This is a genomic window from Amycolatopsis echigonensis (assembly GCF_014174495.1).
Taxonomy (GTDB): Bacteria; Actinomycetota; Actinomycetes; order Mycobacteriales; family Pseudonocardiaceae; genus Amycolatopsis; species Amycolatopsis echigonensis.
Genome location: NZ_JACJHR010000001.1, coordinates 37,924 through 62,208 on the forward strand (window position 1 = coordinate 37,924; position 24,285 = coordinate 62,208).

Genomic DNA, 24,285 nt, shown 5'->3' on the forward strand with positions numbered 1-24,285 from the left:
TCATCGACCGGCGTTGCGCGCCGGCCGGGCACCAGTAGAGCGCAGATCACGGAAACAGTCAAACACTTGTGCAACTGATGGGGGCTAGGTCACGCTGGAGGCCCACCCGAGAGGATGTCCGTCGTGTCCACCCCTTCCCAGCCCCCGCCAGAACCTCTCCCCGCCGGTCTGCTGCAGGACGCGGCCGCGACGTTCGGCCTGCTGTCCGCGACCGTGCGGCTGCACCTGCTCTGGCTCCTGTCGCACGGAGAACGCGACGTCGGCACGCTCGCCGAGGAGACCGGCCAGACCGTGCCGACCGCGAGCCACCACCTGGGCAAACTGAAACTCGCCGGTCTCGTGCGGGCTCGCCGGGAGGGGAAGCGGCAGGTGTACGTGCTGGAAGACCCGCACGTGCGGCACATCGTCCAGCTGGCCGTGCAGCATCACCAGGAGCTGTCCGGCGACGTCCGGCAGACCAAAGGCGCTTGATCCTTCGCGGACGTAGAGTTGGGCCATGGCCGAGCTGAACTTCTACTTCGATCCGGTGTGCCCGTTCGCGTGGATGACCAGCAAATGGGTCCGCCAGGTCGCCCGCCAGCGCTCGTACGACGTGGACTGGCGGTTCATCTCGCTGCGCTTGCTGAACGCGCACGTGGACTACGCGACGCACTTCCCGCCGGAGTACGACGCTTCGCACACGGCCGGTCTGCGCCTGCTCCGCCTGGCGGCCGCAGTGCGCGCGAAGCACGGCCGGGAAGCGGTCGGTCCGCTGTACGAGGCGCTGGGGGAGCAGAACTTCGAGAGCGGTCTGGTCGAGGACACCGCCTCGGCACGCGCTGCACACGGCACTCGTTCGGCCGCTTCGACGGCTTTGTCGCGGGCTGGCCTTCCGGCGGACCTTGCCGATGCGGTCGACGACTCTCAGTGGGATGCCGAAATCCAGCGTGAGACCGACGAAGCCCTTTTGCTGACCGGAAAGGACGTCGGGACGCCGATCCTGCACTTCCGGCCGCCCGAGGGAGTAGCGTTCTTCGGCCCGGTGATCAGCCGGCTGCCGTCGGACGAGGAGGCGGTGGAGCTGTGGGACCACGTGGTGGGATTGGCGGCGTTCCCGGGTTTCGCCGAGCTGAAGCGGAGTTTGCGGGAGATGCCGCAGCTCCCGTCGTTCGGGGTGGAGGCGGGGGAGACCGGGAAAGAACAGGATTGGCACGGCGGGAGCAGGCGGTTGAAGAAGTAGGCGAGCGGGGCGGTCGGGCTGTGGATCAGGATCGGCCGGTTGAGGCCACCAAATGGGCCCATCCACGGAGGACGTTCAATCGCGGCTCGCGACTGACCTGTTCCGGGCCGCAGCCCGCGCCTCGCTGTTGAGCAGTGCGCAAACCTGCTCAGGTGCCTATCGCATCTGGTCGCGACAGCTGTTGACTCCGTTACACCGCCGGGGTATTTCCGTCCCCCGAGAGCGCGAACCTGACACACTGGGACTTGACGACAACTCCGGGAGTGTCCATGTCGCGCGACAGCTGTCGGACAGTTCGTACACCGGACGGCCTCGATCTGGCCAGCACCTTGACCGAGCCGGACGGCGAGGCTCGCCGTGCGGTGGTGCTCGTTCAGGGTGCGAGCGTCACCCGCGAGGAAGGCGGGTTCTTCACCCGTCTTGCCGACAATCTGGCTCAGGCGGGCATCGCCTCCCTGAGGATCGACCTTCCCGGCCACGGCGAAAGCGAAGGCCGCCAAGAGGATCTGACCCTTTCCGCGCTGCTCAACGTGATCCGCGGCAGCATCGAGCACCTGTCCGCTGCCGTCCCGGGCGTGCGCACTTCGCTCGCGGCGGCCAGTTTCTCCGGCGGTGCCGCGGCGTACTACGCGGCCAAGCGACCGGACGACGTCGAGCGGCTCGTCCTGTTCAACCCTCTCCTCGACTACCGCCGGCGGTTCATCGAAGAGAAGCCCGAGTGGTCGGCCGACGATTACCTCAACGACAAGGCTTCCGCCGACCTCAAGGCGCGGAACTACCTCGGGCACGGGACCGGTTTCCGGCTCGGCCGCGGCTTGCTCAACGAGGCGTTCTGGTTCGAGGCGCGCGAAAACCTCCCGCGCATCACCGCGCCTACGCTGATCGTGCACGGCACCGAGGACACGTTCGTCCCCGTCGAGTCGTCGCGGGCGGCTGATCGGGAGCTGACCTGCGAACACCGGCTGCTCCAGCTCCACGGCGCACAACACGGCTTCGCGGTCCACGACGACCCCGGGTACGCCGATCCGCAGACGCAGGCATGGCAACGCCAGGTGATCCGCGAAGTCCGGGAATGGCTTCTCTGACGGTCAGCTGTTCAGCGCCTCGCGCAATTCCTGAACATCCGGGCGGTTGTGCCATGGCTTCAGCACTCCGACGACCCGGCGGAGTTCTTCCTTGGTCCGGCGGGAGTTCGTTTCCGCGGCCCGCCTGGCGGAGACGAGGGCGGTTTTGGCTGCTTGGTCCGGTTCGCCGGAAAGGGCTAGAGAGTTTGCCATGAGGGACAGAAAAAACCCGTAGTCGCGACGGGAGAAGTGCGTTTCCTTCAACGTTTTCTCGTACAGTTCGACCGACCGGCGCGGTTCGCCCGCTTCGGTGTAGCAGATCGCGGTCTGCATATTCAGGAGAGTCGCGTTGAAGTGCGCGCCCAGCGGCGATTCGGCCGGTCCGGCCCCGTCCAGCAGTTTCCAGGCGACGTCGAGGTTGCGGTTCACCTGGTCCGCCGACGCGCCGAGCATCGCCTCCGCGCGGGCTTCCTGCTGGGCGGCCTCGGCTCGCAGCCGCTGGGGGAGCGACCAGGGACCGTTGCGCACCGCTCTGGTGAGGATGAGCATGCGCCGCGGATCGCGTTCGTCGTAGGCGACCTGGGCTTTTTTGAGCAGAATGTAGCCCTGCATCGTGCTGTCGCCCGCCGCCTGCGCCCATTCCATCGCGCGGTCGTGCCAGTACAGCGAATCTTCCCGCTGCCGGCGGTCCCGGCAGAGCCATCCGGCGAACTCCGCGCCCTCCGAACCGATGCGCAGAAGCTCGCGCTGATCCTCGGCAGTCGCGTCGCGGGCGAGCCGGTCGATGATGTTCAGCACGCCCAGCGTCATCGGCAGCGTGGTGGCCGGACCTCGTTCGCCGTCCTCGTATTTGTACTGGTCGAGCTGTCGCCGGAAATACTGCGTGACGGTTTTGTCCAGGTACCGCCGGGGATTCTCCAGCGCCCGCGCGACATGCTCGGCACTGCCTATCCCCAACGCGGGCAAGGCCGCGACCGGCAGGCCGTTTTTGAGCAGTGAGCGGCGACTGAGCGGGCTCATGGCGTCCCATTCTGTGGTCGGAACCGCGGGCTGGGCCGCGTCGCCGGGCACGAGCCGGGCGAGGACGCTGGCCGCGACGGTGGCCCGGTCCAGCGGCAGCGCGACGGGCCGCCCGTCCACGACGACGGGCAGCAGCACGCTCGGCGCGCCCCGCTGCCTCGGGAGGTCCGCCGCGGTGCCTTCCCGGAGCAGTTCCTCCAGCCGGGCGGGGCTGATGCGCAGCAGTCGCGCGAGCCGGTCGCGCCGGTGCGGACGCGGCTCGGAACGGCCGGATTCCCAGGCACGGATGCTTTTTTCGTCAGCGGGGAGCAGCGCGGCGAGCTTTTCTTGCGTCAGGTTCGCCGCTCTGCGTGCCCGGACAAGTCCTTCTCGCCGTTCGCCCATGGGCGACACCCCTTCGCCACAACCCGGGGTCGCTAGATTACCGCAGGTCACCCTGTGCCGGGCAAGGCGATTCCCTCGGTTGCCGCCCGCTTTTCTCCCGGTTTGCTGGCTGGTCCAGGCCACTGCCCGGCCCCATCGTGGTGGGGAACGCGAAGACACTTCCGAAGCTGAGGGGTGGATCGCATGAAAGCGGCGGAGACGCTCGGCGAGGCGACCCGCACCGGCCGTCCCGCAGTGGTCATCGGGTGTTGCGTGCTCCTGCTGTTGGTCCTGGTCTCGATGTGGCTGTGGCGGGCGCGCCGGGCGGTCCCGCCGCCGCGCGGAAAACTGACCGCCCGCGACCTCCAGGCCCGGCTGGACTACGAGGTCCAAGCCGAGATCGAACAGGCCCGGCTGGCCGCATTCCGCCGGACGGCCGAAGAGGCCGCCGCCGAACGCGCGGAGAAGGAAACCGTCTTTCCGGAGGCCGGGCAATCGCGAAAAGGGGAGAAACCCGATAAAGCTCGGTGCGGTTAGGAGCGTCCCGCCCATCGCTCACCGCACCGTCATGCCTGCCCCAGCCTGGCGCGGCACGCCACCTCCCCTGGGCTGGGGCAGGCCTGAACCAATCCGGAGCAGCGTGGCGGCGCGTCTCTTAGTGTCCACGGCCGCTCGCTGCGGAGCGTAGGCACGATGATGGCCGACGTCTTCCCGACCCGGACCCGCGCGACGGGACTGTCGGTCAGCTACCGCATCACGGCTTCGGTGTTCGGCGGGTTCGCCCCGTGGGTGGTGATTTGGCTGATTCGGGCGACCGGGGAGCAATCTCGCGCCGAGCTCTACGTGATGGCGCTGGCGGTGCTGAGCCTCAGCGCGCTGGCTTTCGCCCGGCGTCGGCTGCGGGTGCGCTGATGCGTCCTATGTAGACAGACGAGGGGCTGGCAACCTTTCGGAAGGTTGCGCGTCCTCCTTCCCATAGCCGGACTGCGAAGCTCCGGTCTGGGAGGGGATTTGTCATGACTGAGTTGAGAAACCGAAGATCACTGCTTGGTTCGGGCGCACTCGTGTTGATCATTGCGGCGGCTACGGCATGCACCTCGGACCACGGGGGCGTGCCGGTGGCTTCGGGCTCGGGGGCTGCCGCCAGCGAACCCGCGACCGCGGCACCGGCCACCTCGACGGCCCCGTCGGCAGCACCGCGAACCACAGTCGCCGCCGTGCCTGCCGCGGCACCGCCTGTGAAGCGTTCCGCCGCTGCTAAGCCGTCGCCGACCGTCTATCGCTGCGAAGGCAACGCTGTCGCCGAGCCTTCGTGGCTGAACTTGGCTTGTGCGGACCAGAAAATGGGGGTCGACCGGCTGCACTGGTCGGGCTGGGGCGAGGAGAACGCCCACGCTACCGGCAGGTTCTGGGAGGACGACTGCGTACCCAATTGCGCGTCCGGGAAACTGATCTCAGTTCCGACCTCGGTGACGGTCAGCGGATTGGCCGACGGTCATTACAGCCGTATGCACGTCACGGCGACGCCGCCCCCGGCGCAGCCGCACGACTATCGCCTGACGAAGACGGGTCCTCTCGCGGAATAGGAAGATGCCGTGCGCGCGACGCCGGTAAGGCGCCATGCGCACGGCACGTCCGGGTGAGTTACGGATGAGTCCGGAGAGTGTCCCCGATGTCGAGCAAGTTTCCCGGACGTCGGCCTCCCGAGGCTAGGGGCGCGTTCGCCGCGCACCCGAAGCTGCAGATTGCCGTGTGCCTCCAGGTTGGCCGTCGCGGATACGTTCGTTTTCTGCGCGGGCGGACCGTCCCGAGGCGAAATCGCAGCTGAATGTATAACGACCTATACAGCACCCCGGGAAAGCGTCGCGATCTCCATCCCGGTCAACCGCTCGGGACTCACCACCACTTCATACGCCTGGAGCAGACCGCCCCGGACCTCGATCCGCAGCACCCCCGCCAGCCGCCCAGCGGGAGCGAGCACCAGTCCGACATCGCCGTCGATCAGGGCGAGTTCGGCCAGGCGAGCAGTCCCCGCGAACAGCTTCGTGCCCCGCGCGACCTCGTCCGCTCCGCGCAACACCGCAGCCGCGCCTGGGGGCAGCATTGCCGGCTCGGTGTGCCGCACGACATCCGGCGCCAGCACGGTCAGCAGCGTCGCCATATCCCCGCCGCGGGCCGCGGACAGGAACGCCGTCACCACTTCCCGGTGCTCGGCCAGTTCCGCAGCAGGCACCGCCGGTTCCCCGCGTACCCGCAGCCGCGCGCGGCTGGCGAGTTTCTTCGCGGTCGCGGGCGTGCGGTCGAGGATCGGGCCGACCGCGTCGAACGGCACCGCGAACAGGTCGTGCAGCACGAAGGCGACCCGTTCGGGCGGGGCGAGCCGGTCCAAGACCACCAGCAGCGCCCGCCCGACCTCCCCGGCCAGCAGGACTTCGTCCTCGGGAACGGCGCCACCGGCGGCATCAGGCACCGACGAGACCGGGGTTTCCCGCCGCGCTCGCAGGGCGTCCAGGCACAGCCGGGAGACGACCGTGGTCAGCCAGCCGCCCAGGTTGTCGACGCCGGAGGTGCGGTTCAGCCGCAGCCACGACTCCTGCACGACGTCCTCGGCCTCGGCCGCGGAGCCCAGCATGCGGTAGGCCAGCGCGTGCAGCCGCGGACGCTCGTTTTCGAAGCGCCGCGCCAGTGCGTCGTCCATCGGTCACCTTTTCCCGTCTCGATCCGTCATGGGAGTGCCGGCCCGAGGACCAAGGACGAGGAGAGGAACCGGATGACCGTCATGCTAGCGCCTTTGCTGCACGTCGATTCGAGCGCCGACGGCGAGGCGTCGGTGAGCAGGCAGCTGGGCACGCTGTTCGCCGACGAGTGGCGGAGAGGCGGCGGAATCGTGCGGCACCGCGACGTGTCCGCCGAGCCGGTGGCACCGCTGCGTGAGGCGTACGCGCGGCTCGGCCGTCGCGTGGAACGCAAGGGCGTGCTGTCGCTGGAGGACATCGCGACGCTGATCGCGGACGACGACGAACAGCGCGAATGGGACCTGACGCTGCCGCTGGTGAACGAGGTGCGCGAAGCCCGCGCCGTGCTGCTCGGGGTCCCGATGTACAACTTCGGAGTGCCCGCGACTCTCAAGGCGTGGATCGACCGGATCAGCTTTCCCGGCGTGTTCGTCGACCCGGAGACCGGCCGGAAACTGCTGGCGGACAAGGATTTCGTGGTCGTCACCGCCCGCGGCGGCGGATACGGACCCGGCACGCCGCGGGAGAAGTTCGAGTTCCAGGAGTCGTATCTGCGCGCCTACCTGGGCGACAAGGGCGTCGACCCGGAACGGCTGACGTTCGTGTCCCAGGAGTTCACCCGCGTCGGCGACGTCCCGGCGCTGGACGGGCTCGAAGACCTGGCCGCCGCGTCGCGCACGGCGGCCAGGTCCCGGGTCGTCGAACTCGCCGGACGACTTACCCGGTGAGGTCGGAGCACTTCCGCGCGTCCGGATCCTTCGCCCCGCCAGGCGACCACCGCACATTCGCGAAGGACGCCGAGAACGGGCCGTCGGTGTAGACGAGGAACGGCGTGTCGATGCTCTCGAAGTCCAGCCCGCTCGCGAAGCAGGACAACGGGATCTTCACCGTCGACTTCTGCCCGGCAGGCAGATCGCCGAACAGCTTCGTGGCGTTGACCTCGGACGAGCACGGGTAGACGCAATGCAGGCTGACCACCGTCCGGTTCACCGGCGGCGAATGCACGATCACGTCGAACTCGAGCGCGCCGTCCGCGTTGAGATATCCGCGCAGGTCATCAGTGCCGCCGGGATGCTGCGAGTACAGCTGTGCCGCGCCGGTGCCGGTCCACGTCGCTTTCAGGCCGTCGCCCTGGACGTTGACGTCGGCCGGCACCACGTTGATCTCCGGATGCGAAGCGGTGCCGTCCGGGCCGATCTCGGTGCCGCCCCAGTTCGACGCCGAGCCGATGAAGCTCTTGTACGGCGCGACGTCCGTGCGGTCGTAGATCGGCAGGTCCTCGGTCGCGGTGCCGCCGCCTCCGGTCGATCCGCAGCGGGACGGGCCTTCGGTCTCGTCGAGCTTGCCGACGGTGGTCCGCTGGTTCGAGGTGAGGCCGTAGCCGAGCGTGAACAGCGGGTCGTAGCCGGGACTCCACGGGTTGAGCGGCGTCTGGCAGGCGCTCTTGGGCCACGAATAGGACAGCTTGCCGCGGTAGCCGCCGTGGTCCTTGCCGCGCACCAGCATGTCCGCGACGCCGCCGCCTTCGGTGCCGGGCAGCCACGCGGCGACGAACGCGTCGGAACGGTTGAGTTCCTTGTTGACGTACAGCGGACGCCCGCTGACGTACACGGTCACCACCGGAGTGCCCTTGCCGCTGACTTTGTCCAGCACCGCAAGGTCTTCCGGATACAGCTTCGCCGCTTCCAGGCTCTTCCGCTGCAGATCGCCGACGCCTTCCGCGTACGGAGTCTCGCCGATGACTGCGATGACCGCGTCGTAACCCTTCGGATCGGCGGTGCCAGTGGGATCGAAGGTGACGTTAGCGGTGCCGAGATCCTCCTTGAGCCCGGCGAGGATCGACGTGGCGCCCGGGAAGTCCGCGTTGGTGTTCCCGGTGCCTTGCCAGGTCAGCGTCCAGCCGCCGGTCTGGTTCTGGATGCTGTCCGCGCTCTTGCCGACCACGAGCACCTTCGCGTCGCGCGCCAAGGGAAGCACGTTGCCGTTGTTCTTCAGCAGCGTCTGCGACTTGCGCACCGCTTCGCGGCCGAGCGCCTTGTCCGTCAGCGCGTCCGGCGAACCGGCGTACCACCGCTCCGAAGGCTTGCGCTCCTCGAAAAGCCCAGCGCGCATCTTCACCCGCAGGATCCGCGTAACCGCGTCGTCGATGCGGGACATCGGGATTTCGCCGTCGCGCACTTGCGAGACGGTGTTGGCGATGAAGGCTTTCCAGTCGTTCGGGACCATCACGACGTCGATGCCCGCGTTGATCGCGCGCGGGCAGCTGGCGTTCGTGCAGCCGGTCACCTGGCCGATGCCGTTCCAGTCCGACACCACCAGGCCGTCGAAGCCCATCTTGCCCTTGAGGATCTGGTTGAGGACCTTGTCGCTGCCGTGGATCTTTCCCTCGTTGATGCCGAGGTCGGGGTTGGTCCAGCTGTTGAACGACGCCATGACCGTCTGCGCACCCGCCGCGAGCGCGCCGTAGTAGCCCTGGCCGTGGATGTTGATCATGTCCGCTTCCGAGGAAGCGTTCACGCCCTGGTCCTGGCCGTCGGTGGTGCCGCCGTCGCCGATGAAGTGCTTGGCGGTGCCGATCACGCCGTTCGCTCCGATGCGCAGCCGCGCGCCGGCCTGAAGACCGTTCATGGCCTCGTAGCCGTAGGCGCGGGTGATGCGCGGGTCCTCGGAGAAGCCTTCGTAAGTGCGCCCCCAGCGGTCGTCCTGCACGACGGCGAGGGTCGGCGCGAACGCCCAGTCCTGGCCGGTCGACCGGATCTGCCGCGCGGTGGAATTCTCGACGTCGCGCACGAGGCACGGGTCGTGCGCCGCGCCGAGCGCGATGTTCTGCGGGAAAACGGTAGCGCCGTACACATTGTTATTTCCGTGCACGGCATCTATGCCCCAAATTACCGGAATCTTTGCCCTCGTGGCCCTTGCCGCGTCCCAATAGGAGTCCGCGAGCTTGAGCCAGTCCTGCTGGCTGGCGTGCTTGTTCCCGCCCGGCCACGAGCCGCCGCCGTTGAGCACGGACCCGATCGAGTACTGGGTCACCTCGGCGGGCGTGATCGCGGCGATCTCGGGCTGGGTCATCTGCCCGACTTTTTCCTCGAGCGACATGCCGGACACGAGCTGCTTGATCCGCCGTTCGTCGACCGGGTTCGGCGGCATCGCGCTGTGCACTTTCGGCCAGTCCGACAGCGTTGGCAGCGAGTTTTCGACGCGGGCGCAGCCGTTGTGGTCGAGCGCGGGGCGGCCGATGTCCGGCTGGCGCGGGGGAGCGGCCTGTGCGGCCTGGGCAGGGACGAGCCCGCCCAGGAGGACGAGCGCGGCGAGGGCGACCCGGTTCCGGGCGCGCGGGGAGCGAGGAGGTCTGGCCATCGACAGTCCGTTCTGCGGAGGGCGGCCCGGAGCGGGCCCCGGTGATCCTGACCGGGCAAACCGGACTCCGTCAATCCGCCGACCGGCAGTGGTTCAGTCCACTGACCGGACAGGAAACGCGACATTCGCGCGGAGCGGCGGCCCGGAGCGGGACCGGGATAGATTTGCTCTCGTACGCACCGAATTCGATGGAGGACAAAGCGGATGCGCAAGGAAATGGTGGACGTTCCGGCCGCCGACGGGACCGCGGACGCGTACCTGGCCGTGCCGGAAGGCGGGCCGCATCCCGGGGTGCTGCTCTTCCCGGACGCGTTCGGGCTCCGGCCGCGGATCGAGGAGATGGCCGACCGCATCGCCGAGGCGGGCTACGCCGTGCTGGCCCCGAACCTGCTCTACCGCGGCGGCCGGTCGCCGCTCGTGGACTTCGCCGCGCTGGAGGACCCGGAGAAGCGCGGCGCGGTGTTCGGCAAGCTGATGCCGATGATCGAGGCTCTCGACACCGACGCGATCACCCGGGACGCGGAGAAGTATCTCGACTGGTTCGCCGCGCAGGACGGCGTAGCGGACGGCCCAGTCGTGATCACCGGCTACTGCATGGGCGGCCTGAACGCTTTGCGCGTGATCGAGGCGTTCCCGGACCGGGTCAAGGCGATCGCGTCGTTCCACGGCGGCCGCCTCGCCACCGACCAGCCGGACAGCCCGCACCGGCGGGTCGGGTCGATCACCGGCGAGGTGTACTTCGGGCACGCCGACCAGGACCCGTCGGCCACCGCCGAGCAGATCAAGACGCTGGAGCACGCTCTCGACGAAGCCGGGGTGACCTACCGGTCGGAGGTCTACGAGGGCGCGTCGCACGGCTTCACGATGTCGGACACGGCGGCGTACCACGAGGAGGGCGAGAAGCGGCACTGGGAGAACCTGTTCGCGCTCCTGGAGCGGGTGCGCTGACCTCCGAACGACAGGGGCCCGGCACGCGGGACGCGCTCGCGGCCGGGCCCTGCGCGCGGAATCGGCGGCGGCCGTTTACGCTGGCCGCATGGCCGATGGTGCGCTGTGCCGCGAACCGGTGGAGCTGACCGGGCGCGAGCGCTCGGTCCTGCGGAGCGTCGCGGTCCGCGGGACGGAGCCCGAGCTGTTCTGCGAGCTGGAGGCCGGGCACGGCCACGAGCACGCGACTCCGGTCGGCGGACGCGGCGAGGAGCGGCTGATGTGGCTGCGCTGGTGGCCGGGTCGCCGGGTGCTGGAGACGCGCGCGCTGTGCGGCGCGGAGTCCGACGAGGGCGTTTTCTGCCGCGTGCCCGGCGGGCACGAGGGCAGCCACAGCTACGAGCTGGCCGAGCCGGAACCGGCCTGGCCGCTGGCCGACGCGGGCCTGCCCGCCGGCCGCCGGTAAAGTCGCCCGACATGCGCGAAGGCTTCCACGACGACCTGAAACAGCTCAACGGGCGTCTGGCGGCGATGGCCGAGGCGGCGGCGGAGGCGATGCGCCGGGCCACCCGGGCCCTGCTGGCCGTGGACCTGCCGCTGGCCGAGCAGGTGCTCAGCGGCGACGCCGACCTCGACGACCTGCGGGCCACCTGCGAGGACGAGGCGTATTCGCTCCTCGCCCTGCAAGCCCCGGTGGCCGGCGACCTGCGCGCCGTGCTGGCGGTGGTGTACTGCGCGGAGAAGCTCGAGCGGATGGGCGACCTCGCGGCGCACGTGGCGGGCACCGCCCGGCGGGGCCACCCGGAGCCGACCGTGTCCGCCGACCTGGAGCCGGTGTTCGCCGAACTCGGCGAGGTCACCTCGGCGATGGCGGACCGGCTCGCCGACCTCGTGCGCGGCGATGCCCGCGGCGGCTACGCCGAGCTGAGCCGCGCCGACGAACGCGTGGACGCGCTGCACGCCCGCGTGATGGCGACGGTCACCTCTCCGGACTGGACGCACGACCAGCGGATCGCGGTCGCGCTCAGCCTGCTCACCCGTTTCTACGAGCGTTTCGCCGACCAGGCGGTGTCGGTCGCGAAGCGCCTGGAGTTCGCCGCGACGGGCGATCTCCCGGGCTGACCTCCGGCGGCGGACCGGCCTGGGCCTGGTTCGACGGACGCGCTGGCGGCGAACCCGCGGTGCGGGCCTGCGGCGGACCTGCCGGGCGGGGCTGGAGCGAACGCGCCGGACGAACAGGCGGCTGGATAGCGCCGCGGGCCGGTGGTTGCGCGGGCGGACGCGCCTGGTCCTGCGGCGGGGCCTCGGCGGGCCGGGGCTGGGGCATCGGCTGGGAGTGCTGTCGCCGCGGCGCCGGGGAGTCGGCCGCGCCGGGTCGCGGGGCTGCGGTGCGGATCGGTTGGGAGTTTTGCCGTCCGGGAGCTGAGGCGTCGGCCGCGCGCGGCTGCGGGGTGACAGTACGGATCGGTTGCGAATTTTGCCGCCGGGGCGGCGGGGCACTCGCGCCGCGGGCTTGCGGCGACTCCGGCTGCGGCCGGGCGGGTTGGCCGCTGGCGTCGGGCCCCTCCGGCGGACCGGCCCGGCGCGCGGGCGGAGCAGGTTGACCGGCGGCTCCGGGCAGACCGACGCGGCGAGTGGGCGGTGCACCCGCGTCCCGGTCAGCTGGCCGCGGAGCCCGCGGCGGACGAGAGGCCCGGACCGGAGCTCCGTCCGGGAGCGAAGCGTCGCCGTCTGGACCTGGGCGGGCAGCGCGCGCGTCCGAACGCACCGCCTCCGCGCCTTCCGGTACCACACCCAGCAATCCGAACGGCACCTTGCCCGCGAACCGCCGCACGAGCTCGGCAGTCGGAGCCAGCGCGTATCGCTGCAGCAGCAACGCCATCCCGGCCCCGAGCGCGAGCCCGATCAGCACGTCGTGCGGATAGTGCGCGCCCACGAACACCCGCGAGAAACCCATCGTCGCCGCGAAGGCCGCCAGCCAGGGCGCGCCCTTGCGCCACGCGAAGGCTCCGCCGAGGGCGACCGCGGCCGCGATGGTGGAGTGGTTGCTGGGGAACGACCAGTCGCCGGGCGGCGGGCAGGCGCCGACGATCGCCCCGGGCGGCAGCCCCCGGCACGGCCGCTGCTCGTGCACGAAGGCTTTCACGATCTCGCTGAGCACGTAGGCGACCACGGTGGCCGCCGGGACCAGCAGCGCCGACGCCATCCGCTCGGGCGAGCCGGTCTGCCGCGCGCGCCACCAGAGCCAGGCGAAGAACGGAGCCACGAGGACCAGGCCGTAGGACGTGTACGCCAGCACGAGAGCCTGCACCCAGCCCGGCATCGCCAGGCCGAAATGGGTGATCGCGTCGTACGTCTCGCTGCTGGAAGCTCCGGCCGCGGTCGCCATACAACCCCTCTCCGGTCCGCCGGTTCGCCTGGCGGCCATCTCGCGTTCACCCGAAGGTCACGAGGGTACCGAGCGGCGGAGGGGAGCCCGCGACGCCCCGGCTCGGGCCCGGGAGTCCATTGAGGACTCTCCGGCGCGGGTCAGGGACTGGCGGGGTACTCGCAGGTCACCGGCTTGCCGGGAGTGCTCGCGTTGGCGGGTTCTTTCTTCTCGCCGGGCAGGATCCGGCAGCGCGGCGTCGCGGTGACCGTGGTCTCGAAGGCAGCGGAGAGTGCCTTCTTGATCACGCTCGGACTGTACCGGAGGCCTTGGTCCGCAGGCCGGCCAGGAACGTCTGCGCGGCCGGTTCCTCCCGTGCGGCCTGGGCGAGGATGCCGAACTGCAGCATGGTGATCACGAGCGAAGTGCCGCCCGCGGAGACCAGGGGCAGCGTCACCCCGGTCACCGGAAGCGCGCCGGCGACGTAACCGATGTTGATCAGCGCCTGTGCCACCAGCAGCAAGGTGGTCGTCCCGGCGACGAGCCGCACCCACGGATCGGCGACCCGGGCGGCGGTGCGCAGGCCGATGACGGCGAGGAAGCCGAACAGCCCGAGCACCAGGAGGCAGCCGGCGAACCCGAGTTCCTCGCCGACGAGCGCGAAGACGAAGTCGTTCTGGACGTCCGGCAGGTAGCTCCACTTCGCCGCGCCCTGGCCGAGCCCGACGCCGAACCAGCCGCCGTCGGCGAGGGCGTATTGCGCCTGCTGTGCCTGGTAGCCGCTGCCGCTCGCGTCGGGATTCGGCGAAAGAAAGGAAAGGATGCGCGCGAGGCGATAACTGGCGAAAAGGGCGAGGACGACGATTCCGGCGACCCCGCCGGCGAGAATGGCGGCGAACAAGCGCTTCGGCGCTCCGGCGAACCACAGCAAGCCCAAAGTGATGAGCGCGAGCGTGACCGTGCCGCTGAGATTCGGCTGGGCCAGCAACAGCGCGCACAGCGCGAGCGTCACCGGGATCAGCGGCACCAGGAGGTGCCGCCAATGGTGCAGCACCTTCTGCTTCGACACCAGCAAATGCGCGCCCCAGAACACGAGCGCGACCTTCGCGATTTCCACTGGCTGCAAGGTGATCGGCCCGGCGGAGAGCCAGCGTTGCGCGCCGCCGTGGTCGGAACCCAGCGGGGTCAGCACCAGAAGCAGCAGCACGACGGCCGCGGCCAGTGCTGGGGTGGCTGCCTTGCGCAGCCGCGAAAACGGGATGCGCAAGCCGAGCACGAACGCGACCCCGCCGAGTGCGACGAAGGTCAGATGCCGGAAAAAGGCTTGGTACACCCCGGTTCCGGCGGCCGGATTGGCCGCGGCGGCCGAGGACGACAGCGCCATCACCGCGCCGAGCAGCGTCAGCGACGCCCAAATCGCGACGATGATCCGGAACGACGCGAGCGGATGCGCGAAGAACTGTCCGATTGCGTGCCGTGCGGGTTTGCTGTCCCGTTCGGTTGGCGACTCCACAGCGGGAGTGTGTGCCGTTTTCGCTTCGCGGTGGCTGACCGACTCGCCAGGGTGGGGAAAATTACTGCCCGGATTTCTGATTGGCCTGGTCGACGTCGGCCATGTGCTCTTCCGCCCACGTCCGCAACACCGCGAGCGCGGATTCCAGCGACGTGCCCAGCGCGGTGAGCCGGTAATGCACCCGGGGCGGCACGGTCGCTTCGACCCGCCGCGTGGCGAGGCCGTCGCGGACCAGGCTCTGCAGGGTGACCGAAAGCATTTTCTGCGACACCCCGGGGATGCGCCGGCGGAGGTCGGCGAACCGCACCTCGTCCGGCGCGGCCTCGGCGAGGATCTTGACGGTCATCGACGTCCACTTCGTGCCGATCCGGTCGAGCAGCCGGCGCGTCGGGCAGGCCGGGTCGAACAGATCGCCGCGGGGGGAGGGGGTCACCTCGGGCTCACCACCTGTCGGGAAAGTGCCGTCTTGGCGGCACCGTTGGGGTTACCTACCGTGTGCTGGTAACCAATGGTAACCACAGGAGGTTCGATGGACGCGGTGCGGCAGGTCGAAGCGAACGGGGTCCGGCTGAACGTCGCCGTCGCGGGGAGCGGTCCGGCGCTCGTGTTGCTGCACGGGTTTCCGCACACCTGGCAGCTGTGGAGCGCAGTGCTCCCGACGCTCGCCGAGCGGTACCGGGTGCTCGCGCCGGACCTCCGCGGACTGGGCGCGAGCAGCCGTCCGGAGAGCGGGTTCGACGCTGGAACGGTCGTCGCCGACGTCACGTCCCTGCTCGACGCGCTGGGGGAGCCGGACGCGGACGTGGTGGCGATCGACCTGTCCGTCCAGAGTGCGTTGCTGCTGGCGTTGCGGCAGCCGGAGCGGGTGCGGCGCCTGGTGCTGATGGAGTCGCTGCCCTGGGGCTTCCCGGCCGGCCCGCCGTGGTGGTTCGGCTTTCACGCGGTGCCGGGACTGGCGGAGACTGTCCTTAATGGACACGAGGCGGAATACGTCGGGTGGTTCCTCGACCAGGGCACGCTCGGCCGGGGCGTTCCGGCGGAGGTCCAAGCAGCCTTCGCCGAGGCGTACACCGGCACCGGAGCGCTCCGCTGCGCCTTCGAGCACTACCGGGCAATGCCGGAAAGCGTCCGTCAGCTGACCGAAGCGGCGGAGAAGCGGCTGACCGTGCCGACGATGGCGATCGGCGCGCATCCGGTGGGCGACGCGCTGGAGCAGCAGCTGCGTCCGATCGCCGACGACCTCGCCGGCCGCGTGCTGCCGGACTGCGGGCACCTGATCCCGCTGGACCGTCCGCGCGCGTTCCTCGATCTCCTGCTGCCCTTCCTGTCCCGGGAGATACTGGCCGGGTGTCGTTGACGTCCGAGCTGGCCGACCCGCGAGGGAAGCTCGCGCGCTGGTGCGCCCGGGTCTTCACCGGCACGGCCGCGGCCGCGCGGCGGATCGAGGAAACGACGAACGGCGTGCGCCCGGTCCGTCCGGCGCTCGCGCGTCCGCCCCGGCAGCACTGGGCCGAAATCGGCGGGGCGTTCGGCCAGCGGATCGCGGACCTCGTGCAGCCCGCGCCGCCGTACTACGCACTGCTCGGCATGGTGCGCGCGCAGTGGGGCAGCGGCCGGTGGGCGCACGCGCAAGCCGCCCAATACCCGACGCACGACGAGCTTCCGGCGGAGTACCGGGCGCGGGCGCTCGGCATCCGTCCGGCGGCCGCGACCTGGCTCGACCTCGGAGACGGATTGCCGCACGGCGAGGCGATCCCGGGCGCCGAAGAGCTGTGGGGAGAACTGCTGGGACGCGCTCGCCGGTACCAAGCGCAGCACGCCCCGCCCGGCGTGCTCGGCGGGCCGGGTGCGGAGGCCGGGCTGGCCCGGACGAACTGGGTGCTGTCCGCGTGCGAGGACATCTACCGCTCCGGCCGCGTCGATCCCCGGCTCGCGCGGGTCGTCGACGGCGGCGGCACGATCGCGGACCTGCGCGCCCTTCCCGCCGACGCACAGGTGACCGAACTGGCGGAACTCGCGAAACGCTTGCACGACAACGGCGCGCTCTGGGAACTGCGGCGGCTCGGCGGCGCTCCGCCGGAGGGGTATCCGCTCGGGATCGCCGGGCCGACCATCGTGCCCGGCTGGGCGGACGGCGACCTCCTGCTCGGACGGCTAGACCCCGAGCAGGGGATCGCCGACGGCACGCTGCTGGACGTGAAGACCGTGCTGACCGTCGGCGATCCGGACCGGGCTGGGCGCTGGCTGTGGCAGATCCTGCTGTACGCCTGGCTCGACGTGGCGGACCTGTACCGGATCCGGGAGGTCGGGCTGCTGCTGGGGCGGCACGGCAAGCTGGTCCGCTGGCCGGTCGACGAGCTGGCCGCCGACCTGCTCGGCGGGGACGGGCTGGTCGATCACCGCCGCGACGAGTTCAGGGACATGGCGCGCGGGCTGCTCGACGCGGTCGGGCTGAGCCTGGCCGACGACTGAACCGCGGGCTTCTTCGCCGCGCCGCGTCCGGCGAAACACACCGCGGCGAGCACGATCACGCAGCCGACGAGCTGCAGCGCGCCCGGCCGTTCGCTCAGCAGCAGGAACCCGAAGGCGACCGCGCCGACCGGCTGCAGCAGCATCATCGTCGCGCCGGTCGAGGCCGCCAGCCGCGGCAGGGCTCCGGCGATCAGCAGCCAGCCGACGACCTGCCCGACGATGGCGAGTGCGGCGAACCAGCCGAGCGACGGCAGGCTGGGCGCCAGGTCGAGGCGGCCGAACGGCAGCCCGAGCACGACCGACACGAAGCCCGCGGACACGGTGGCCAGCGACAGCGAGCGGACCTGCGTCGCGGGGCTGCTGCTGAGCCGGAGCAGCAGCAGGTACCCGGAGTAGCCCGCCCCGGCGGCGAGCGCGAAAACCAAACCCAGCACCGGGTTCGAGCCGGTCGTCGAAGACCCGAACACGCCGCCGGCGAGCACGATGCCGCCGATCAGCGTCGGCGCGACGAACTTGAACCGCGGGTCCGGCCGCTCCTTGAGGAACACGAACGCCAGCAGCGGCACGATCACCACCTGCACCGAGAGCAGCATGGTCGCGACGCCCGCGCCGACGCGCGGGATCGCCTCGCCCCACAGGACGAAGTCGAGCCCGAGGCCGAGCCCGGCCAGCAGCGGCAGCAGGATCTTCGCGCGCACGCGGGTCCGCCGCGCCTCGCTGAACGCCAGGACCGCGAGCAGCGGCAGCGCGAGGGCGCAGCGCCAGAACGCGCTGGTCGCGCCGCTGGCCCCGGACACCTTGATGAGCACCGAGGTCAGCGCGATGCACAGGCAGCCGGCGGCGGCCAGCAGCCGGGGGTCGGCGCGGCCGGTGAGCGCGGCGATCGGACCGGCGGTCGGCAACGGAGCGGATTCGGTGGTCATGCCTTCTATCGTGGGGTCGCTAACTATCAAGGACAAGTGAAGATTCCTGCGTAAAACCCGGTAGCATCACTACCGTGTTCAGTGTGGATCGGATGCGCGCCCTGCACGCGGTCGCGCAGCACGGCTCGGTCGCCGGCGCGGCGGCCGCGCTGCACGTCACGCCGTCTGGCGTGTCGCAGCAGCTGGCGAAACTGGAGCGGGAAGCGGGCCTGGCGCTTTTGGAGCCGCGCGGCCGGACCGTGCGGCTCACGCGCGCCGGGCAGGTGCTGGTCGGGCACGCCGAACGCGTGCTGGCCCAGCTGGCCGAAGCGCGCACCGATCTCGAACGGCTTCGCGAGGACGTCTTCGGGCCGTTGCGGATCGGGTCGATCGCGACGTGCGTGCACGCCCTGCTGCCGCCCGCGCTCGCGATGCTCACCGAACAACACCCGCGGCTGGACGTGACGCTCGGCGAGGGCGAAGCCGAGCAGACGCTCCCGAAGGTGCTCGCCGGGGACCTCGACGTGGCGGTGTTCGAAAGCTGGGCGGACCGGCCGACCCTGGTGCCGCCGGGGATCACGCAGGTCACGCTGTTCTCCGACGTCGCCGATCTGGCGCTGCCCGCCGGGCACCGGCTCGCGCACCGCCGCACGGTCGACCTCTCCGAGGTGGACGACGTGTCGTGGATCAGCTGGACCGGCCGCTCCGGCTGCTACGAATGGCTCGTGCACGTGCTCCGCTCGCAGGAGCTGGAACCGCGGATCAGTTGCACCATCGGGAGTTACGTGACGCAACTGGCGCTCGTCGCGGGCAATGTCGGCGCCGCGCTCGTCCCGCGGCTCGCCCGCGGACCGATCCCGGACGGCGTCCGGATGCTCGCGACGCGGCCGGTGCTGAACCGCACGATCATCGCCGCGTGCCGGTCCGGCGAGGAGGCGCACGGCGGGGTCCGGGCGGCGCTGGAGGCGCTCAGCGAAGCGTCGGCGGCTTATGTGAACCGCTGAATCTTGGTGCGCGGCGGGCTTGTGCGGTCGGTTCGCCCCTAGAGTCGGAACCGACGAGCAGGGGAGCGGCCGATGACTGCCGAGGATGTCTTGCGAGCCCGACTGTCCGCCGGGCAGGTGCACACCTCCGGCCCGCGGTACGAATCGGCGGCGAGGGTGTGGAACGCCGCGGTCGCCGCGCGTCCGGCGGTGGTGGTGGAATGCCGGAGCACCGCGGACGTCCAAGCCTCGGTGCGTGCCTCGCGCGAATTGGGCTTGCCGTTGTCGGTGCGAAGCGGCGGCCATGACTGGGCCGGACGCGCGGTGGCCGACGGCGGGATCATGCTCGATCTGCGGCCGCTGAACCGCGTCGCGGTCGATGCCGGACGGCGCGCCGCGGTGGTCGGCGGCGGTGCCCGGGCCAACGACGTGCTCGCCGCGGCAGAGGCGCACGGGCTGACCGCGGCGGTCGGCACGATCGGCGCGGTCGGGTTCGCCGGACTCGCACTCGGCGGCGGATACGGTCCTTTCCTGGGCAAATACGGGCTCGCCGCGGACAATCTGCTCGGCGCCGAGATCGTGCTCGCGGACGGCGAGGTCGTGCTCGCCAACGCCTCGCGGCTGCCGGACCTGTGGTGGGCGCTGCGGGGCGGCGGCGGGAATTTCGGCGTGGTGACGTCGCTCGGGGTGCGGTTGCACGCGGCGCCGCGGATCACCACCGGCCCGGTCTGGTATCCGGCGTCTGACGCGGCCCGCGTTTTCGCCGCGGTGGCCGAGATCCAGGCCGGTGCGCCGGACGACCTCACCGTGCAGACCGGGATGCTCGCCGGCGCCGACGGTTCGCTGTGCGTAGTGGTCTGGCCGACCTGGTGCGGTCCCGCTGATCCGGACGGCTTCCTCTCCCGGCTCGGGCCTCCGCTCGCCTCGAACATCGAGCCGGTCTCGTCCTACGCCGCGGAGGTCGCGGGCCGGGACGCGATGTTCCCGGACGGCCGATCGGTCGTCATCCGCACGCGGTCGCTTCCGGCGTTCGCTCCGGAGGCCGTCTCTGCCTTGCTGGCGCAGATGGAAGCGATGGCCTCGCCGTTGTCCGGACTGTCGATCCACCACTTCCACGGCTCGGCCGCCCGGGTTCCGGTGGGAGACACGGCGTTTCCGCTGCGGGAGGACCATCTGATGGTCGAGGTGCTCGGGATGGGCGAGGGCGCCGACGACCGGGGCTGGGCCGACGCCGTCTCGGAGGCGTTGGCCCCGTTCGCCTTGCCGGAGGCGTACGCGAACCTGCTCGGCCCGGACGTCCCTTCGGCGAACGTCTTCGGCCGCAACTCGGCCCGGCTGCGGGACGTCAAACACCGCTATGACCCGGACGGGGTTTTCCGCGCCATTCCGCTGGGGTGAGACGGCTTCGCTCGCACGTGGCGGACCGGCTGGGCGGAAAATTCCCCGCTGTGCCGGGATTCGCGTCCGGCCGGGGGCGGCGGGGCACGGCTGCTAGGTTCGCGGACGTGACAACAAAAGCGATGCGGGCGGTGGTCCACGAAGGCGCGCCGGGGATCGCCGGGGTGCGGGTCGCGGAGGTCCCGGCGCCGCGACCGGGTCCGGGCGAGGTGCTGGTCCGGCTGAAGGCGGCCGGGCTGAGCCACCGGGATCTGTTCATGGTGGACAGTCGCGCTCCGGCTGACCCGTCGACCGTGCTGGGCTCGGACGGGACCGGAATCGTCGTGGCGGCGGGAGCGGACGCCGCCGACGGTCAGCGTCACCTCGCGCAGTCCCGAAAAGCTCGCCAGGGCAACGGAATCAGGTGCCGACCGGGCGATTGGCAGCCGCGGCGGCTGGGCCGCCGAACTCGGCGAACCGGTGGACCTGGTCGTGGACAGCATCGGCTCGGCGACGTTCGACGGCTGTCTCTCCGTGCTCCGCTCCGGCGGCCGGATGGTGACTACCGGCCCGCACGTCGATGGGCAGCGCGCGGGAGTTCTCGCAGATGGTCGGATTGGTCGTGGAACACCGCGTGCGGCCGGTGGCGCACCACGGCTACGACCTCGCGGACGGGCCGCGTGCGCTAGCCGAATTGGCGTCGGGAGACCAGTTCGGGAAGCTGGTGGTCGCGATCGGCTGACCCGGCCGGCGAGTTTTTGTCGGTGGCTCGTGGTGGACTGCGGGCACGAACCGAGGGAGGGGAACACCTGATGAGCAAACGCTGGAATCCGGGGACGGTCGCGGCTCCGGTAGGCCGCTACAGCCACCTCGCGCAGATTCCGGCCGGCCACGAACTGGTCGTGGTCGCCGGGCAGATCGGCGCACGGCCGGACGGCACGCTCGCCGGGCCGGACGCGGAGGCGCAAACGCGCGAGGCACTGGCGAACATCGAACGCGTGCTCGCCGCGGCGGGCGCCGGGCCGGAACATCTGGTGAAGGTCTTCAGCATGGTCGCCGGAACCGAACACCTGGCCGGGTTCCGCACGGCGACCGGCGACGTGTTCAGCCGGTGGTTCCCGGAAAGCGACTGGCCGACACAGTCGCTGATCGTCGTGTCGGCGCTCGCGAAACCGGAACTGGCCGTGGAAATCGAAGCGATGGCAGCGGTGCCCCGATGAGCGCCGATCCCTTGCCCGGACGACAGGAAGCCCGATGACGATCACGCTCGGACAGATCCGGATCGACCCGGTCGCCGAACTGGACCACTGGCCGTTTCCCCCGGCCGAGCTGTTCCCGGCGGTCACCCCGGAACAGCTGGGGGACCACCGCGGCGACCTGGACCTGTCGATCACCACGTACATGGTGCGCACGCCGGACCAGACCGTGCTCCTCGACGCCGGGAACGGCAACGCCAAGGAACGCCCGGTTTTGCTGGCGCACCACCAGTTCGACACGCCGTACCTGGACCGCCTGGCCGCGGCGGGCGTCGTGCCGGAGGACGTCGACGTCGTCGTGGCCACCCACCTGCACCCGGACCACTGCGGCGGCTTCACCCAGCTGGTCGATGGTTCGTGGGATCCGACCTTCCCGCGTGCCCGGTACCTGATCGCGAGCGACGAATACGCCTGGCTCCAGGAGGTGCACGCCGCGGCCCCGGAAGGCGGGGTGGCGGCCGACCTGGCCCGGACGTTCGAGGACAGCGTGCTCCCGGTGGTCGAGGCTGGTCTGGTCGAACTGATCGACCTCCCGTACGAGGTCACGGACGGCGTCACCCTGCGCGCCTTGCCCGGCCACACCACCGCCCACCTGATCGCCGAACTCAGCGGCGGCGGCCAGCACGCTGTGGTGAGCGGAGATGTGCTGCACCATCCGTTCCAGTTCTCGGACCTGACGCTGGCCCAAGGCGGCGACGCCGATCCCGCTGTCGCGGCGGAGTCTCGACGGACCTTGTGCGAGCTGGCCGTCGAACGGGACGCCCTCGTCCTGCCCGCGCACTTCGGGCCCGGACGAATCGACCGAGACGGCGACGGTTTCCGCTACCGCCCGGTGCAGTTAGGAGTTGCCTGACCGCTTAATCGCGGGGCCATGTCGATTCGGCGGCTGCTCGTTCGACGCATGGGCATGACTGACTACGAACCGACCTCGACCCGCAACCTCGACCGTTACGGGAACGCCCCGCTCCCATGGAGTCGCGCCCGCGACATCCTCGCCGCCGACACCCCGACCGCAGACTTGACGTTCTTCGTCGCGACCGTCCGCCCGGACGGCCGTCCACACTCGGCGGGCGTCGGGGCGGTCTGGGCGGACGACGCGCTGTACTTCGTCGGCGGACCGGACACACGGCGTTCCCGCAACCTCGCGGCGAACGCGGCGTGCAGCATTTCGGTCCGCCTCCGCGGTCTGGACCTGACCCTGGAGGGCGACGCCCACCGAGTCACGGATGCCGGCACCGTGGCACGGCTAGCCGAGGTCTACCGCTCCGGCGGCTGGCCAGCGACGGCGGACGGCTGCGCTTTGACGGCACCGTTCAGCGCCCCGAGCGCGGGCCCGCCGCCGTGGCACCTGTACCGGCTCACCCTGCGACGCGCGGTGGGAGTCGCTTCGGCGGCACCGCACGGGGCGACTTGCTGGGAGTTCGCCGGGTCTTGAACGCGGTGGTTTCGCCGTTCGGGTGCCGTCCCGGGTGCTGATCGTCGTCAGGACGCACGGCGACCCTGGCCGGAATTCGCTGACGGGGCATCGTTCTGGCGAAGCACTGTTGGTTGCCGGTCAAGGACGACTTCCGCGAGGCGATCACGGCCTTCGCCGCGCCGGTGAACAGCGAGGGCGGCGCGTCGTGACGCGCGGGGAGCGGGCCCGGGCGTGCGCCGCGCAGGACCAGCGGCGGCTGCGGGCGGAGATCGAGCAACTCCGGGCCGAGCTCGAGCAGGAGACCGCCTGCGCCCGCCGGGGCCCGGCGCCACCGGCCGCTTCTGGACCGCCGCGTTCGCACCGCACCAGCTGCTGGCCCGGATCGAGGACAGAGCAGGAATTCCTGGTCCGCGTCGGAGACACCGCCGTGCGGCACCGGGACGTGCGCGGTGCCTGACCTGCTCCGACCGTGCCCGAACCCAAGCGGTCGCACGCCGTTACTATCCGCTCATGGTGTGGGCGCGGACGCTGCTGACGACATTGGTGATACTCGCGGTCGCCTGGTTCGGGGTGGCGCTGACCGTATTCCATCGCGGAGGCGGCACTCAGCTGGTCTGGCTCAGCGCCGCGCTGATCGTCGTTCTCCCCGCGATCCTGGGCCGCAGCGGCATCTTCGTCGTGCTGAACCTTTTCGTCGCCGGTCTTCATCTCGTGATGATCTTCATGACCGGATCGTCCTTGATCGACGGTTACGTACTGGAGACGCGCGGCGTGCCGATGCGGGCGAGCGCGACCGGCTACACCGACCACTGGACGGCGGTGCAATTCACGCCGCCGGACAAATACACGAAGAACGCGCTGGTCGTCGTCACTCCGGACGGGCAACACGGCTTGGTGGCAGTGGAACACGACAAGCCGGGCAGCACCGTCTCTGTCGTCGTGGACCCGAAGAAAGCGGTCGACCTGCACCGGCCGGACGAGGTCGGCTTCGGGGTCGGCGTCACCTTCGGGATCGTCGACGCGCTGATGGTTCTCGGCTGGAATTTCCACGCCGCCCGCTCGGGGGCGAAGAGCCGCCGGCGTTCCGGCGAGCAGGAGCCCGCCGCGGCGTAGACCTGTCGCCGCGAGATTCGCGGTATCGCACGGCCGTCAAAGCATCCAGCCCACAGGACAACGGCTGTTGCCGGGCGATCTCGGCAGGGAGAGCGCCGGGTGTCAATCCGCGGTGACCTACGGGCGCAGGGGACGTAGCCGCCAGGCACGTCCGTGCCGGGAGCCGGCCGATGCGTTCGGCTGTCGCCTGAGCCGC

General features: G+C 70.6%; 26 protein-coding genes and 2 pseudogenes. 20 read left to right on the plus strand and 8 right to left on the minus strand.

From position 1 onward, the window contains the following. Nucleotides 1–114: 114 nt before the first annotated feature. From H5411_RS00165 to H5411_RS00175, 3 genes are all read left to right on the plus strand, one after another. Nucleotides 115–471 (plus strand): ArsR/SmtB family transcription factor, encoded by a 357-nt coding sequence (locus tag H5411_RS00165; protein ID WP_183122555.1) that lies wholly within the window; start codon nucleotides 115–117, stop codon nucleotides 469–471. A 25-nt stretch (nucleotides 472–496) separates the two neighbouring features. Next, complete coding sequence (locus tag H5411_RS00170; protein ID WP_183122556.1) at nucleotides 497–1,219, plus strand: mycothiol-dependent nitroreductase Rv2466c family protein; 723 nt, start codon at nucleotides 497–499, stop codon at nucleotides 1,217–1,219. A gap of 269 nt (nucleotides 1,220–1,488) precedes the next feature. Further along, nucleotides 1,489–2,304, plus strand: coding sequence for an alpha/beta hydrolase (locus tag H5411_RS00175; RefSeq protein ID WP_183122557.1), 816 nt, complete (start codon nucleotides 1,489–1,491; stop codon nucleotides 2,302–2,304). A 3-nt stretch (nucleotides 2,305–2,307) separates the two neighbouring features. Here H5411_RS00175 and H5411_RS00180 read toward each other — a convergent pair whose 3' ends face one another. Beyond that, nucleotides 2,308–3,687: a helix-turn-helix domain-containing protein gene (locus H5411_RS00180; protein ID WP_183122558.1), complete on the minus strand. Its 1,380-nt coding sequence runs from the start codon at nucleotides 3,685–3,687 to the stop codon at nucleotides 2,308–2,310. Between the two features lie 183 nt (nucleotides 3,688–3,870). On the opposite strand from H5411_RS00180, the gene H5411_RS00185 reads away from it, so the two are divergent. From H5411_RS00185 to H5411_RS00195, 3 genes are all read left to right on the plus strand, one after another. Further along, nucleotides 3,871–4,203, plus strand: a complete 333-nt coding sequence (locus H5411_RS00185) for a hypothetical protein (protein ID WP_183122559.1) — start codon at nucleotides 3,871–3,873, stop codon at nucleotides 4,201–4,203. Between the two features lie 156 nt (nucleotides 4,204–4,359). Next, nucleotides 4,360–4,578, plus strand: a complete 219-nt coding sequence (locus H5411_RS00190; RefSeq protein ID WP_183122560.1) for a hypothetical protein — start codon at nucleotides 4,360–4,362, stop codon at nucleotides 4,576–4,578. A gap of 305 nt (nucleotides 4,579–4,883) precedes the next feature. Beyond that, nucleotides 4,884–5,252: a hypothetical protein gene (locus H5411_RS00195; protein WP_183122561.1), complete on the plus strand. Its 369-nt coding sequence runs from the start codon at nucleotides 4,884–4,886 to the stop codon at nucleotides 5,250–5,252. Between the two features lie 254 nt (nucleotides 5,253–5,506). Here the strand turns inward: H5411_RS00195 and H5411_RS00200 are convergent, their stop codons facing one another. After that, on the minus strand, nucleotides 5,507–6,364 hold the full coding sequence (locus tag H5411_RS00200) for a sigma-70 family RNA polymerase sigma factor (protein ID WP_183122562.1): 858 nt from the start codon (nucleotides 6,362–6,364) through the stop codon (nucleotides 5,507–5,509). Between the two features lie 72 nt (nucleotides 6,365–6,436). Here H5411_RS00200 and H5411_RS00205 point away from each other — a divergent pair, with 72 nt between their 5' ends. Then, on the plus strand, nucleotides 6,437–7,129 hold the full coding sequence (locus tag H5411_RS00205; RefSeq protein ID WP_246368605.1) for an FMN-dependent NADH-azoreductase: 693 nt from the start codon (nucleotides 6,437–6,439) through the stop codon (nucleotides 7,127–7,129). Here the strand turns inward: H5411_RS00205 and H5411_RS00210 are convergent. Continuing rightward, nucleotides 7,119–9,761 carry a glycoside hydrolase family 3 protein gene (locus H5411_RS00210; protein ID WP_183122563.1) on the minus strand — a complete coding sequence of 881 codons (2,643 nt, stop codon included), beginning with the start codon at nucleotides 9,759–9,761 and terminating at the stop codon, nucleotides 7,119–7,121. The two genes, H5411_RS00205 and H5411_RS00210, sit on opposite strands and share 11 nt — an antisense overlap. Before the next feature lie 204 nt (nucleotides 9,762–9,965). Here H5411_RS00210 and H5411_RS00215 point away from each other — a divergent pair, with 204 nt between their 5' ends. From H5411_RS00215 to H5411_RS00225, 3 genes are all read left to right on the plus strand, one after another. After that, nucleotides 9,966–10,709 (plus strand): dienelactone hydrolase family protein, encoded by a 744-nt coding sequence (locus H5411_RS00215; RefSeq protein WP_183122564.1) that lies wholly within the window; start codon nucleotides 9,966–9,968, stop codon nucleotides 10,707–10,709. Nucleotides 10,710–10,797: 88 nt separating this feature from the next. Further along, on the plus strand, nucleotides 10,798–11,154 hold the full coding sequence (locus H5411_RS00220) for a hypothetical protein (protein ID WP_101440430.1): 357 nt from the start codon (nucleotides 10,798–10,800) through the stop codon (nucleotides 11,152–11,154). A gap of 11 nt (nucleotides 11,155–11,165) precedes the next feature. After that, a complete protein-coding gene (locus tag H5411_RS00225) occupies nucleotides 11,166–11,810 on the plus strand; it encodes a phosphate signaling complex PhoU family protein (protein ID WP_183122565.1) in 645 nt (214 codons plus the stop codon). On the opposite strand, the gene H5411_RS00230 is transcribed toward H5411_RS00225, so the two are convergent. From H5411_RS00230 to H5411_RS00245, 4 genes are all read right to left on the minus strand, one after another. Beyond that, the gene (locus H5411_RS00230) at nucleotides 11,722–13,077 is read right to left on the minus strand and encodes a phosphatase PAP2 family protein (protein ID WP_183122566.1); all 1,356 of its coding nucleotides are present in this window, start codon (nucleotides 13,075–13,077) and stop codon (nucleotides 11,722–11,724) included. The genes H5411_RS00225 and H5411_RS00230 overlap by 89 nt on opposite strands. A 140-nt stretch (nucleotides 13,078–13,217) precedes the next feature. Beyond that, nucleotides 13,218–13,364, minus strand: coding sequence for a hypothetical protein (locus H5411_RS00235; protein WP_183122567.1), 147 nt, complete (start codon nucleotides 13,362–13,364; stop codon nucleotides 13,218–13,220). Then, nucleotides 13,361–14,569, minus strand: coding sequence for a putative lipid II flippase FtsW (gene ftsW, locus H5411_RS00240; protein ID WP_183122568.1), 1,209 nt, complete (start codon nucleotides 14,567–14,569; stop codon nucleotides 13,361–13,363). Before ftsW ends, H5411_RS00235 begins: the two co-directional genes overlap by 4 nt. 61 nt (nucleotides 14,570–14,630) lie before the next feature. After that, a complete protein-coding gene (locus H5411_RS00245) occupies nucleotides 14,631–15,002 on the minus strand; it encodes a winged helix-turn-helix transcriptional regulator (protein ID WP_183122569.1) in 372 nt (123 codons plus the stop codon). A gap of 96 nt (nucleotides 15,003–15,098) precedes the next feature. Here H5411_RS00245 and H5411_RS00250 point away from each other — a divergent pair, with 96 nt between their 5' ends. Both H5411_RS00250 and H5411_RS00255 read left to right on the plus strand, forming a co-directional pair. Beyond that, entirely contained in the window at nucleotides 15,099–15,926 is an 828-nt protein-coding gene (locus H5411_RS00250; RefSeq protein ID WP_101440425.1) for an alpha/beta fold hydrolase, read from the plus strand. Then, nucleotides 15,917–17,041, plus strand: a complete 1,125-nt coding sequence (locus H5411_RS00255) for a hypothetical protein (protein ID WP_167442097.1) — start codon at nucleotides 15,917–15,919, stop codon at nucleotides 17,039–17,041. The genes H5411_RS00250 and H5411_RS00255 overlap by 10 nt, the downstream gene beginning before the upstream one ends. Here the strand turns inward: H5411_RS00255 and H5411_RS00260 are convergent. Continuing rightward, nucleotides 16,966–17,964, minus strand: coding sequence for a DMT family transporter (locus tag H5411_RS00260; RefSeq protein WP_101440424.1), 999 nt, complete (start codon nucleotides 17,962–17,964; stop codon nucleotides 16,966–16,968). The two genes, H5411_RS00255 and H5411_RS00260, sit on opposite strands and share 76 nt — an antisense overlap. A 92-nt stretch (nucleotides 17,965–18,056) precedes the next feature. Between H5411_RS00260 and H5411_RS00265 the strand changes: the two genes are divergently transcribed. The 8 genes and pseudogenes from H5411_RS00265 (at nucleotide 18,057) to H5411_RS00295 (ending at nucleotide 24,089) form a co-directional block, all read left to right on the plus strand. Further along, nucleotides 18,057–18,947 (plus strand): LysR family transcriptional regulator, encoded by an 891-nt coding sequence (locus tag H5411_RS00265; RefSeq protein WP_220816332.1) that lies wholly within the window; start codon nucleotides 18,057–18,059, stop codon nucleotides 18,945–18,947. Nucleotides 18,948–19,019: 72 nt separating this feature from the next. Further along, the gene (locus H5411_RS00270) at nucleotides 19,020–20,324 is read left to right on the plus strand and encodes an FAD-binding oxidoreductase (protein WP_183122570.1); all 1,305 of its coding nucleotides are present in this window, start codon (nucleotides 19,020–19,022) and stop codon (nucleotides 20,322–20,324) included. A 122-nt stretch (nucleotides 20,325–20,446) separates the two neighbouring features. Beyond that, nucleotides 20,447–20,671 (plus strand): annotated as a pseudogene (locus tag H5411_RS49195) (alcohol dehydrogenase catalytic domain-containing protein); the annotation flags it as partial. Then, nucleotides 20,604–21,045: pseudogene (locus tag H5411_RS00275) on the plus strand (zinc-binding dehydrogenase). The pseudogenes H5411_RS49195 and H5411_RS00275, both read left to right, overlap by 68 nt. Nucleotides 21,046–21,115: 70 nt before the next feature. Continuing rightward, nucleotides 21,116–21,523 carry a RidA family protein gene (locus H5411_RS00280; protein WP_183122571.1) on the plus strand — a complete coding sequence of 136 codons (408 nt, stop codon included), beginning with the start codon at nucleotides 21,116–21,118 and terminating at the stop codon, nucleotides 21,521–21,523. A gap of 34 nt (nucleotides 21,524–21,557) precedes the next feature. Further along, nucleotides 21,558–22,412: an MBL fold metallo-hydrolase gene (locus H5411_RS00285; protein WP_183122572.1), complete on the plus strand. Its 855-nt coding sequence runs from the start codon at nucleotides 21,558–21,560 to the stop codon at nucleotides 22,410–22,412. Nucleotides 22,413–22,466: 54 nt separating this feature from the next. Continuing rightward, complete coding sequence (locus H5411_RS00290; RefSeq protein WP_183122573.1) at nucleotides 22,467–22,994, plus strand: pyridoxamine 5'-phosphate oxidase family protein; 528 nt, start codon at nucleotides 22,467–22,469, stop codon at nucleotides 22,992–22,994. 492 nt (nucleotides 22,995–23,486) lie between these two features. Next, entirely contained in the window at nucleotides 23,487–24,089 is a 603-nt protein-coding gene (locus H5411_RS00295) for a hypothetical protein (protein WP_183122574.1), read from the plus strand. Nucleotides 24,090–24,285 lie beyond the last annotated feature (196 nt).